This is a genomic window from Acinetobacter sp. YWS30-1, from assembly GCF_033558715.1.
Classification (GTDB): Bacteria; Pseudomonadota; Gammaproteobacteria; order Pseudomonadales; family Moraxellaceae; genus Acinetobacter.
Genome location: NZ_CP114606.1, coordinates 734,098 through 747,524 on the forward strand (window position 1 = coordinate 734,098; position 13,427 = coordinate 747,524).

Below are 13,427 nucleotides of genomic sequence, written 5' to 3' on the forward strand. Positions count from 1 at the left end.
TTAATTTTAGGCGGTAAAATAATTCTAAAATCGATGTTTAAAACTGAAAACTATCCATTACAATGGATCAATTTTTGAATTTTATTGACCTGTTTTTTAGAGTTTAAGCGGGTCAAAATTTTAATTGTAGGTAAAAAATGCCACTAACGTTAAGCCAATTAGAAAATCATCTTTTTAAAGCAGCAGACATCTTGCGTGGAAAGATGGATGCATCTGAATTTAAAGAATATATTTTTGGTATGTTATTTATTAAACGCTGTTCAGATGTTTTTGAGGAAAATAGAGAGCGTTTGATCAGAGAGTTCGTTGAGGCAGGTCATTCTGAGGAAGAGGCTCAGGAAGCAGCTAAGCTTAAGGACTTCTATAAAGAGGAGGGCTCTTTTTGGGTTCCTGAAGAATCACGCTACGATTTTCTTGTAAAACATGCGCATAACAACGTTGGCGATTACCTGAATAAAGCCCTTGGTGGTCTTGAGGTGAATAATGTCAGTCTAGAAGATGTTTTAGAGCATATCGACTTCAATAGAAAAATTGGTAAAAGCCGAATTAAGGACATCAATTTACGACAGCTTATTTCGCATTTTGCGACGTATCGCTTAAGAAATGAGGACTTTGAATTCCCTGATTTACTTGGAGCAGCATACGAATATCTGATCGGTGAGTTTGCAGATTCTGCAGGTAAAAAGGGCGGTGAATTCTATACACCTCGATCAGTTGTTCGATTAATGGTACGCATGATGCGTCCTCAACAGCATCATCATGTTTATGATCCATGTTGCGGTTCTGGCGGTATGCTGATTCATGCAAAAGAATATATGGATGAGCATGGTCAGGATGGTCGTAAAGCTAATCTCTATGGGCAAGAAGCCAATGGGACAGTTTGGTCGATTGCTAAAATGAATATGCTGTTACATGGTATTAGTTCAGCGGATTTGCAAAATGATGACACGCTTGAACATCCTCGCCATTTAAAAAATGGTGAATTACGTCGTTTCGACCGTATTTTGACTAACCCTCCATTTTCGATCCCATGGGGGAGTAAAGATAAAAATGAAAAAGGAGAAATTGCTTGGAAGCCTGATTTTTCAGATATTCGCTTCCCTTATGGTGAGGTGAAGTTAGGTTCTAAAAAAGCAGATTTGATGTTTGTGCAACACATGTTAGCAGTCTGTGCAGATGAAGGTCTCGTTGCGACAGTGTTACCTCACGGTGTGTTATTCCGTAGTGGTGAAGAAAAAACTATTCGTCAGGGCATTATTGATGATGATTTATTAGAAGCAGTTATCGGTATTGCACCAAACCTGTTCTATGGCACTGGTATTCCAGCATGTATCTTAATTTTACGTCAGCGTAAAAACGATGCATCTGAGCGTATTAGTGGAAAACCGCAAAATCGACAAGGCAAAGTATTATTTATTAATGCGGATCGTGAATATTTCGAAGGTCGTGCTCAAAACTATCTCTTGCCTGAACATATCGAAAAAATCGCTTCAACCTATGAGAATTACTCAGAACTAGATAATTTCTCTAAAATTGTCGATTATCAAGAGATTGTAGATAACGATTACAACCTTAATATTCGTCGCTATGTAGATAATACGCCTGAACCAGAACCTCAGGATGTTCGGGCCCATTTAGTTGGTGGTATTCCTAAGCGTGAAGTCTCAAATAAAGCGCCTTTATTCCAAGCGCATGGTCTAGATGCTTCAACTTTGTTTGTTGAACGTGATGAAAAGTATTATGACTTTTTACCTGCGATGCAATCAAAGGCTGAGTTTAAGTCTTTAATCTCACAGCAAGCTTCGGTCGTGGCGAGAGAAGCAGAAGTTAAAGCCTCATTTGAAAAGTGGTGGTCAGAAAATGCAAGCTCAATCACAACTTTGGTTGGTGAAAAAAGCTTTGTAAGTGTCCGTCAGCAATTACTTGAAAGTTTTAGTCAAACATTGAATCAAGTCGGGATGCTCGATAACTTCCAAGTGAAAGGGATGATTGCAGGTTTTTGGTATCAAGCAAAATATGATTTCTTAACCTTAATGGCACGAGGCTCAAGTGGTGTAGTAGATGCTTGGCGTACGGGGATCGTGACTGCACTTGAGGACAAGACTCGTAAAGAAAGTCCACTTGAACATAAATTGGTAAAATTCCTAATGGGGGATTTCGTTGATGACTTAGAGCAGTTGAATGCGAAAAAAACTGAGCTTGAAGGTCAGTTAGCTGCTTTAGAGGGCACGGAATCAGATGAGGAAGAAAGTGAGTCGGATCAAGTTTCTATTAAAGACTTGAAAGAGCAGAAGAAAACAAAAGAGGCTCAAATTAAGCCACTCAAGCAGTCTGTGAAAGCACTTGAAAAAGAGCGTAAAGCTTTAAGCGCACAACTGAAAAAACTGCAAAAAGATGCATTTCTAAATCAGGATATGATCGCAAGCATTGATGCACAAACTCAAGGGATTGATAGTCAGACCAGTAAATTGCATCGTCAAATTCAAGTGATTGAAAATGAGCTTCAGCCAGTTTATGAAGCTTTGGAAGCTTATGCTGCTGTAGAGGCTGATTTAAAAGAAGCAAAACAAGCGGTGTCTGAAAAAGAAGCGCAATTTGTTGAGCACTTAAATCAAGCAGTAGATGGTTTAGATAGCGAGCAGGCAGCAACTTTAGTTTTGAATATTTTGCATAACGATATGACTCAGATTTTAAATCGTTATATCAATATTCAACGTCAGGCTGTGGTGCAATGTTTTGAAACGTGGTGGGATAAATACAAAGTTACTTTGAATGAAATTGAGCAAGAGCGAGAGAAAGTCGCATCTGAATTATCAGGTTTCTTAAAGGAGCTTGGTTATGTCTAAAACAATTGCTTTAGAAAATTGTGTTCAGATACTTGATAATCTTAGAAAACCAATTAATTCTGATGAGAGATATTTAAGATCTGGAAACATTCCTTATTATGGAGCTAATGGTCAGCAAGGGTGGATTGATGATTTTTTATTTGATGAGAATCTTGTACTCCTAGCAGAAGATGGTGGAGATTTTGATAATTATCATACGAAACCTATTGCTTATAGAGTCAGTGGTAAAAGTTGGGTGAATAATCACGCGCATGTACTCAAAGCCATACCAGAAGTTTTAGATAATGATTATTTATATTGGGCACTTGTACATAAAAATATTGTGAAATTTGTTTCTGGTGGTACTAGAAGTAAATTGAATCAAAGCGAGTTAAGAAAAATAGAGATCCCATATTTTTCTATTGAAAAACAGAAAAAAATCTCATTTGTGCTTAACAAAATAGAAATTCAAACAGATTTAACAAAAGATCTAATTGCAAAATTGAATAAAAAGAAGCGAGGGCTTTCAAACGACTTGCTTACTCGTGGTGTAGACTCACACGGAAATCTGCGTCCAAGTTATGACGATGCACCTGATCTTTATCAAGAGACAGAATTAGGATTTATTCCAAAAGAGTGGGATGCGCAAAAGATTAATGCTTATTTAGTTTCTGATGCTGGTATCAAACCTGGACCCTTTGGCTCAAGTGTGAAAAAAGAGTTTTATAAAGCTGATGGTTTTAAAATTTATGGTCAGGAGCAAGTCATTGCAGGTAATCAACATATCGGAGATTATTATATTTCAGAAAGTAAATTCAATGACTTGATTGACTTCGCTGTTAAAGAAAATGATATTTTAATCAGCTTAGTTGGTACTATTGGGAAAGTCCTAAGGCTTTCATCACCTCTAAAGAAAGGAATAATTAATCCTCGCTTAATGCGACTAAGACCTAATATTCAGCTTTGTAATCCAAACTTTTTAGCCATTTTATTAGCATCAGATTTTTATGTAAATCAAGTTATTGCAAAGGCTGGTGGGGGGACGATGCCTGTAATAAATAAGTCAATTATTTCTAGCGTATCTGTACCAATTATCCCAATTGATGAACAAATGAAAATAGTGGAAATCTATAATGGTATTGATACGAAATATAAATTAGAAATTAATAATCTTAAAAAGCTACAAAAGATGAAAAAAGGCTTATTGCAAGATTTACTTCAAAATTAAATTATGGAATGAATAAGTGAGCAGAGAATATTTAGATGTAGAGCTTCCATTGATTGACCAGCTAAGAGGGTTAGGCTGGTCACATTATATTAATGGCAGTGTAGAAGATTCAAAAGTAACGTTACGTCAGAACTTTACAGAAGTTTATCTTGAGTCTATCTTGCGAACAAAGTTACGTGAAATTAATTTGCGTGATGGCGAAGAGTGGCTTGATAAAGAACGTATTGATGACACGATCAAAGCGCTACAACTAAATGCCAAAAATAAACTTTTAGAAATCAACAAACAGGTAACGGAAGACTTACTGCTTAAGGGACATGAAGTTGATGGATTGGAAGGGTGGAATGGTGGGCGTAGCCAAATCATTCAGTTCTTTGATTGGGAAAATGTTCACAATAACCAATTCACGATTGTTCGCCAATTCCGAGTAGATTGCCCACCAGGATACGATAAGGGCAAGGGCTATATCATTCCTGATATTGTTCTATTTGTGAATGGTCTGCCATTGGTTGTCATTGAGTGCAAATCTCCTGCTGTTCAAGAACCTATCATTCAAGCGATTGATCAATTGAGACGTTACACCAATCAACGCTTTGAAGCAGGTGAAGTACACGATAAAGAAGGTAATGAAAACCTATTTATTACTAATCAATTACTGATTGCAACAAGCTTTGATGAAGCCCGTGTTTCTACAATCGGTGGTTTGGCTGAGCATTACTTGCCTTGGAAAACAACCTATCCAGAAAAAGAAGAAACGATCTGTGAGAAATTAGGTGTTTCACAACTAAGTGAACAGCAGCGTTTAGTTCAGGGGATTCTTGAGCCAAAAAATTTACTCGACCTCGTTCGACACTTTGTTATTAATCAAACTGAAAATGGGCGATTAATCAAAATAGCACCTCGTTATCAACAATACAGAGCAGTGAACAAAGCCGTAGAAAGATTAAAAAATGGTGATACACGGGCGATTGATGGCGAACATGATAAACGTGGTGGGATCATCTGGCATACACAAGGTTCAGGTAAGTCCTTAACTATGGTTTTCTTGGTACGCAAAATGCGTTCTGATTACCATTTGCAAACCTTTAAAATTGTGATGGTTACAGATCGTAAGCAATTGCAAAAGCAATTAGCTGCCACCTCTATTTTGACTGGTGAAAAAGTTTATGTAGCTAAAGATGCTAAATCAGTGAATAAGCTGATTGAAAGCACAACGCCTGATATCGTCTTTGCCATGATACAAAAATATCAGGATCAAGATCTCAAAGCGATTAAAGCAGATGAAAAGATGGCTTTAGATCAATTGACCAGTACGACTAAGAAATCTTCTAGAGTAAGAAATGCTAATGAAAATATTCTGATCTTGATTGATGAAGCGCATCGAACTCAAGCTGGTGACTTGCATGCCAATCTCATGGCTGCTTTACCCAATGCAGCCAGAATTGGTTTTACAGGTACGCCGATTATCATGGGTAAAAAGAAATACACACATGATATTTTTGGTGAGTTTATTGATCGCTATACAATTAAAGAAGCTGAAGAGGATGGTGCGATTGTACCTATCCTCTATGAAGGTCGTACTGCAAAAGGTGCATTAAAAGATGGTGCAACTTTGGATGAGCTTTTTGAAGATCTCTTTGCAGAGAAATCAAAAGAAGAGCTAGAAGAGATTAAAAAGAAATATGCAACTAAAGGGGATATCAGTGAAGCCCCGTTGCTTATTGAAGATAAAGCTTACGATATGTTGTGTCACTACGTGACGCATATCATGGCAAATGGGCTGAAAGCACAGGTAGTGGTATATAGCCGTTTGGCAGCGATTCGTTATGTTGAAGCATTAAATAAAGCCAAAGAAAAACTACTTAAACAATCTAGTTTAATCTCGGAAGCAGATAAGAAAATATCTGACGAAGAGTTAGTGCAAAAACCATTGAAGAAACAAGCATTAATTCAAGCTTATCGACAAAAAGATCTATTACAGAAAATCGATTTCGCTGCGATTATTTCTGCTGATAATAATGATGATCCAACATGGAAAGAATGGACAGATCATAAGGCACAGGAAACACGAATTGAAAATTTCAAAAAGCCGTTGATCCACTCAAATCCTGAAAAAGTTCATCATCTGAGTTTTATTATTGTCAAATCAATGCTTTTGACAGGTTTTGATGCTCCAATTGAAGGTGTTCTATACCTAGATCGTTCGATTCAAGAGGCTGAACTGCTTCAAGCCGTAGCCCGTGTAAACAGGACTGGATTCGGTAAAAAAGCAGGTTTAGTTGTGGACTACTATGGTGTGGCTGAGCATCTAAAAGATGCTTTATCGCAATATAGCCAAACGGATATCGAAGGAGCATTAACAAGCATTAAAGATATCTTGCCAAGTTTGAGAGATGCTTATGCGCGTGTAATGAAGTGTTTTACGACACATGGTTTAGATATCTACAGTGATTTAAACGAATGTGTACATTTGTTAGAGTCAGAAAAACTGAGGGCTGAATTTACGGTGAAGCTAAAGAAAATGTTAGCTTTACTTGATATCGTTTTACCTAGACCTGAGGGCTTAGAGTTTGTAAAAGGAGCAAAACAGCTTGCTTATATCTATGCTCGAGCACGTAATCAATACCAAATGAACAGTACGCCAATTGGTAAAGATGTGGGCGCTAAGGTAAGACAATTAATTGATGACCATGTAATTGGGATGGGCGTTGATCCAAAGATTCCACCAATAACATTATTGGATGCTGGCTTTAGTGATTATCTAGAGCAAATTGAAAAGCAAGCAGGTAAGCGTGCGAAGGCGTCTGCAATGCAACATGCTGTGCGAGCTCATGCAACTCAAAACATGGATAAAGATCCTGTCAAATATGCAAAATTAAGTGAGTATGTTGAAGAAATTCTAAAAAATATGCATGAGCATTGGGATGAGCAAATTAAAGCATTCCAAAAAATCATGGATCAGGAATTAACACAACAGGCCTTTGATTTTGAAGAAGAAAAACAGCCTGAAATGTCTGAGGAATACAAGCCATTTTATAATGTAATTGTGGATGAGGTCTTTAAAGAAATTAAGTTAACTGAAGAGCAACAGGCGCAGATCAGTGGCGTTGTTCATGAGTTAGTTGATATGATTGCTGATGAATTAACAGAGACATTTTGGGAGTCGCATAAAGCTGCTACGCGAGAATCATTGAAGTCTAGGATCGTACAGGATTTGTTTAAATCTAAGTTGGTACCGATTACTAAGGCGACTTCTCTTGCAAATAAAATCATGGATATTGCACAGGCGAACCATGAAGCTTTATTAAAATTGTAATGCAGAAAAAGATTGGCGAATTTGATATTCAGGTCAAACACAGCAGAATCAGAAATTCGATGTGCTTAACCGTAGAGAGAGATGGATCAATCTCTCTTGCTCTCCCTCTTGAAGCGACAGAACGAGAGGTAGAGGAATTCGTCAAATCTAAGTCTTTTTGGTTGTATAGCAAGTTGGCAGAAAAAGAAGAGTTGCGACATAAAGCAATTCCGAAAAAACAATTTGTGAATGGTGAAGGGTTCTTATATTTAGGTCGAAGTTATCGCCTGAAGATAGTTAAAAACATTGAATATCCAGTCCAACTTAAACAAGGACGATTTGTCATGTCATCAACGGACATTGATGAAGCACAAAGTTATTTGGTTAAATGGTACAAGAAAAAAGCCCAAAAATGGTTGGAGGCAAGACTTGAAGATTTTAAAAATCAAATTAGCGTTCAACCTGAGAATATTCATATTCGAGATTTAGGTTATCGTTGGGGCTCTTGTAGTAGAAATAAAGACTTATACTTCCATTGGAAAGTTATGTTATTGCCTAAATCATTAATTGATTATGTTCTAGTACATGAGTTAATGCATTTAATTGAACCTGAGCATAATGAGGCTTTTTGGAAGTTAGTGTCTTTGATTTTGCCTGATTATGAAGATCGAAAAAATAAGTTGGATAAAATAGGAATTGAAACTGACTACTCGTTTTAGCTTTGGGTTATTATGGGTAAGTTATCAGGATACTAAGTCTATAAAAACAATAAATTGCAATTCGAGTTAAACTGCCACCACCGCACCATCAAAGATCTTGTTCTTAATAATTTAAAGTGCAATTATCTACTAATAAATTGTTATTTTTATGTAAAAATGTGATTAAATTACTAAAAATTAAATATTAGTAGAGGGTAACTTGCACTTCATAATTAATAATCCATACCGTATTTTAGGGCTCACTGCAAATGCTTCATCAAGAGAAGTAGCAAAAAGAGTAGCAGATTTAGAAACATTTGCTGAGTTTGGAAAAATTAAAAAATATCCTCTTGATCTAGTGGAAATAGTTCCTCTTACAAGAACAGTAGATACAATTCAGCAAGCTGCAAAAGATATAGAAAATGATACTGACAAATTGGTATACGCTTTCTTCTGGTTTGCAAAAGTTGATAGTGTTGATGAATTAGCAATTGAGTGTATTGAAAATAATCAAGTTCAAAAAGCTTTCGAAATATGGGATCAGCAAATTAATAAAAATGGAAATGATGCTAAATTTTCATGGCGGCTTAATCGAGCAGTTATTTCATTATTTAGATGTCAGATTTCCAATTTTAGTACTGAAAATTTCGAATCAGCATTAGAGGATTTAGGATATCTAACCGATGACCATTTTCAGGATGTCCAAAGATTTGTATTTGGGGAAAATAATTTAAAAATTGATAGAGAACAAGTTAATAAAAAAATTAGTGATGAGATCATTAGCTTTGTAGGTATTTTAGAAGAACAACCTTATGGTGAATATTGCATTGGTCTTTTGAATGAGTTTTGGGCGTTTTCATCTAGTACAAAAGATTATGTAGAGACAAAATTATTTGCACCTTGTATTAATCAGATAGAGACTGCGATCCAAAAAAGTCAGCAGTTACGGGATGATGAAAATTCAAGTTCTATAAATCAATATAATGGTTTGAAAGAAGTTGAAGATCTGATTTATGAAATAGATGAATTTTCGGAAAATTATAAAATACAGAATATTATCAATGAATATGCCAATGAGGTGAGAAGATGCTCACTATATGCATATAATCAGATTGATAACCGTGATTTGGCTTATGAATTGATTATATGGGCAGAGGAACTGCCATCCTATGGGCAGGTGGCTCAAGATATTGAGAAAAATAAAGAAGAATTAGTTGATTTAATAGAAAGCGATAAATTTGAAGAGATATATGCAACTATTACTGAGTATATAAAGCGAGATTTGCATTCCATAGATGATGCTAGAAAAGTTTTAAATGTCTTTAAAATTGAACTGGCAAAAGTAGATGTACATAACGAAATGTACTATACAGTCTCATCATACTGTGTAACCAAAATTTTGAATTTCTTAATTGATGAATTTAATGAAGCAAGTGATCGATTAGAACGAGATAAAAATTTAGAAAGTTTTTATAGAGTTGCTGTTTCGGTTCGTGATGTTATGGCACAACTTAGGAATTTTGAAAAAAATTCAGAAGTTAAAGAACGATTAGAAAATAATTATCAAAGTATCAGTTCACAGGCTGATGAAGCGAATAGATTTTTAGAATCCATAAATAGAAATGTAAGCTCAAGTCATTCCAATGATAACTCAACATATCCTTCAACTTATAGAGAGCCTGGATTCTATAAGTCAGATAAAGATATTGTATTTAGTGGGGCGCTAGGTGGTTTAGCTGAACTTTGGGGGTGGAATGCTGGTTTTCTACGAATTTTGTTTGTTGTAGTTAGCTTGTTTATGTCTATTTGGCCAGGTGTAATTGCATACATCGTACTTAATATGATCATGCCTAAAAGAAATTAATAATTGAGTGTTTAAAAATGAAAAATTCAATGAAAAGAATTGCTGTATTTATTGTATTGGCTGGGATGTTAGGACATGTATCAGCGGCATCTAATGAGCAAATACCGCAAGACGTTAAAGTTAAACTGGTGGAACTTGAAAAAATAAACAGACAAACACTAGAGAAATTTGACCAGTTTAAAACAGATAGTCTTAAACAACAAAAAGCTTTAACAGTAAAAATTAGTGAACAAGACAAACAGCATCAACTGGAAATTAAAAAGTTAAATGAAAATATTGGCATTTTAGAAAATAGATTACAGGAAAGCATCAAAGCTCAACAACAAACTGTAGATCAGCTCAATCAGCTTGATAAAACAACAGCACAAACTACGGCAACAATTTATGACAGCATTACTGCACGCACGATAGCTGCTTTGATTGGACTTATTTTTGCTGTGGGTTTAATTGCGGCAAGTTATCTTTTACTTCGTAAGAAGCAATCACAATCGAATGAAGATCTATCATCTCAGGTGAAGTTAGCGTTGGATAATGTGCGGCAAACTGAAGAAAATATTGTGAAGTCTGATATCCAACTTGCTGACCGTTTACATGAAGTATTAACTCAGTTAAAAGAACAAGCGAAGATAGTCCCAGTAGTTCAACAAAATAATGAACCGGATCATAGTTTGCCTTTAAAACTCGCAGATGAAATTCATCGTATGCGTAAACGTCTTGCAGCACTTCCTGAAGATACAAAAGGGTTGAAGCCACTAAGCAAGTCGTTAGAGCGTTTAGAAGATGAATTATCTGAGCAAGGTTATGAAATTATTGATCATACAGGTATGGAATTCAGTGAGAATTTATCAATTCAATCACGATTCATTCCAAGTGATGATCTAGAACAAGGTCAAAGTATTATTTCTAAAGTTGTTACGCCTCAAGTAAATTTCAAAGGTGTAATGATTCGTATGGCAGATGTAGAAGTCAGTGTGGGTTAAGGAACTATAAAAATGCGTCAAAAAATTGATTACGGTATTGATCTAGGTACTACGAATTCAGCAATTGCTCGGATGGAAGATGGTGAAGCAGTAATTATAAAAAGTGATGATAATCAAATGGACACTACCTCATCAATTGTTTCTTTTAATAAAAAGCAAACAATTTTTGTAGGGTTGAGTGCAAAAAATGCGTTAGAACGAGAAGCAGCTTCAAATTTCCGGAATAGAAAGCAAATTGAGCCTAATGGCTATCAAGAATTTAAACGTACAATGGGAACAGACCATCAGTATGCGTCTTCTAATATGCATAGAACATATTCTTCAGAAGAGTTGTCTGCGGAAGTATTAAAAAAACTGAAAGGTTATATCCGTGATGAAGAAATTATCTCTGCTGTTATTACAGTTCCTGCAATGTTTAGACAGAGTCAATTAGATGCAACACAGAGGGCAGCTGAATTAGCGGGTTTTAATTATTGTGAATTATTACAAGAGCCGATTGCTGCTTCAATTGCCTACGGTATGAAAGCAAACAATGCAAATGGGTATTGGTTGGTATTCGACTTCGGTGGAGGAACTTTTGATGCAGCATTAATGCATGTTGAAGAAGGGATAATGAAAGTAGTAGATACCGAAGGTGATAACCATCTTGGTGGTAAAAATTTGGATAATGCTATTGTCGATCAGTTATTAATTCCAGAATTAGAAAAACAATGTGAATTAAATGATACTCTCGAAAATGGAAGTACTAAAAAACTACTTCAAGATGCATTAAAAAAATATGCTGAAGAAGCAAAAATCACTTTATCTTCCAAAGAAAAATGGGGACATTTCCTTGAAGACCTAGGTGAAGATGATGATGGAGAAGAAATTCAAGCGGATCTCGATATTAGTTTAGAGCAGTATGAAAAAGTATGTGTTCCAATTTTTCAGCGTGCAATCGATATTGTTAAAAATGTATTATCGCGTAATAACTTAAGTGGCCAAGATTTAGAGTCACTGATTTTAGTTGGGGGGCCAACTTTCCAGCAAACATTACGTAGAATGTTGAAAGAGCAAATCACCGAGAAGATAGATACTAGTATTGATCCAATGACAGCGGTTGCAAAAGGAGCTGCTTTATTTGCTTCAACAAAAGACATCCCTCGTGAATTACAAAAACGCGATAGTTCAAAAGCTCAGTTAAGTTTGAAATATCCAGAAACGACTGTAGAAACCCAGGAAAATTTAGGGATACGTATCGATCGTGAACAATCAACAGCGAATTTACCCGCTACTTTTACTTTAGAAATCATTCGCGGAGATAGTGGTTGGTCTTCTGGTAAGGTGTTAGTTGAAGGCGATGTAGAAATTATAGAATTAATGTTGAATGAAGGAAAAACCAACCAATTTAATATTAAGCTCTCTGGTCCAGATGGTTCGAATATTCCGTGTGAGCCAAACTCAATTACCATTATTCAGGGTATGAAAATTGCCAATGCAACACTGCCATATCACGTTGGTATTGAAGTTTACGATACGGTAGATAATAAGCAAGGTGTATATCCTTTATCCGGACTAGAAAAAAATAAGACACTGCCAGCAAAAGGTAAAGGTTCTTTCAAAACCATGAAAGATATACGTCCAGGTCTTAAGGAAGATCAGATTCTAATTCCAATATATGAGTTAAGTCGTGGAAATGATGGATCACGGGCAATTCTAAATACTTTTTTTGGTAAATTTGCTATAACAGGCCAAGATATTTCAGCTTTCCTTCCAGCAGGTAGCGATGTTGAAGTTACTTTAAATATTGATGCATCACGTCGTGGTAAGCTGTCGGTGTATCTACCTGCATTAGATGAAAGCTTTGATGTTGTGATTGAAACCACAATTGAAAAAGATATTAAAAAAGAAGAATTACAAAAAGAGATTGTGGTAGCAAAATCTACTGCACAACGTCTTGCTAATGAAGGGAGTTCAGAAGCTGAGAAGCAGCTTGTACAGTTGGATGAGGCTGAACAAGTGTTAAATGAACGAGGTCATGAGCGTTCTAGTAAAGAGGAAGTAAAAGCTAAACTTCAAGACTCCTTAATTGAATTGGATAAGCAAGAAGCAGAAGGCGAGTGGCCAAAAGTGAAGCAAGAGCTTCAAGAGGCACTGAACGATTTAATCATGCAAAATAAACGATATGGCAATGCTCAGACAAATCGCATCGTTGAAGAGTCAGAAGAGCATGTACGTCAAGTAATTGCTGCTAGAGATATTCAGTCTGCGAAGAAGTTAACGGACCAATTATCATCAATGGCTTTTGAGCTACAGGGGCAAGATATTAGTTTCTGGGTAGGCGCTGTATATTATTTAGATGAGTGTTTTGAGGATATTAAATGGACAAATCGCTCAGAAGCCTATCGTGGAGTACAGAATCTCAAACAACTACTCAATATGAACCCTAATAAAGATCGACTTGAGCAAGCTGTATGGGAAGTTGTGCAATTGATGAGTCCTGAAAGTAAAGCGGCTATGCAGAATGTAAATAGTGATCTGTTGAGACGTTGAGGTTA

General features: G+C 36.0%; 7 protein-coding genes. All 7 read left to right on the top strand.

The features are described 5' to 3' along the window. Positions 1-137: 137 nt before the first annotated feature. Positions 138-2,846 (top strand): type I restriction-modification system subunit M, encoded by a 2,709-nt coding sequence (locus tag O4M77_RS03405; protein ID WP_323713829.1) that lies wholly within the window; start codon positions 138-140, stop codon positions 2,844-2,846. After that, positions 2,839-4,053 carry a restriction endonuclease subunit S gene (locus tag O4M77_RS03410; RefSeq protein ID WP_323713830.1) on the top strand — a complete coding sequence of 405 codons (1,215 nt, stop codon included), beginning with the start codon at positions 2,839-2,841 and terminating at the stop codon, positions 4,051-4,053. The genes O4M77_RS03405 and O4M77_RS03410 overlap by 8 nt, the downstream gene beginning before the upstream one ends. A 16-nt stretch (positions 4,054-4,069) precedes the next feature. After that, positions 4,070-7,369: an HsdR family type I site-specific deoxyribonuclease gene (locus O4M77_RS03415; RefSeq protein WP_323713831.1), complete on the top strand. Its 3,300-nt coding sequence runs from the start codon at positions 4,070-4,072 to the stop codon at positions 7,367-7,369. Beyond that, on the top strand, positions 7,369-8,067 hold the full coding sequence (locus tag O4M77_RS03420; RefSeq protein ID WP_323713832.1) for a SprT family zinc-dependent metalloprotease: 699 nt from the start codon (positions 7,369-7,371) through the stop codon (positions 8,065-8,067). Before O4M77_RS03415 ends, O4M77_RS03420 begins: the two co-directional genes overlap by 1 nt. Positions 8,068-8,266: 199 nt before the next feature. Beyond that, positions 8,267-9,910 carry a PspC domain-containing protein gene (locus O4M77_RS03425; RefSeq protein ID WP_032068274.1) on the top strand — a complete coding sequence of 548 codons (1,644 nt, stop codon included), beginning with the start codon at positions 8,267-8,269 and terminating at the stop codon, positions 9,908-9,910. 29 nt (positions 9,911-9,939) lie between these two features. After that, complete coding sequence (locus tag O4M77_RS03430) at positions 9,940-10,890, top strand: hypothetical protein (protein ID WP_223241183.1); 951 nt, start codon at positions 9,940-9,942, stop codon at positions 10,888-10,890. A 12-nt stretch (positions 10,891-10,902) separates the two neighbouring features. Further along, the gene (locus tag O4M77_RS03435) at positions 10,903-13,422 is read left to right on the top strand and encodes an Hsp70 family protein (RefSeq protein ID WP_032068270.1); all 2,520 of its coding nucleotides are present in this window, start codon (positions 10,903-10,905) and stop codon (positions 13,420-13,422) included. Positions 13,423-13,427: the final 5 nt, after the last annotated feature.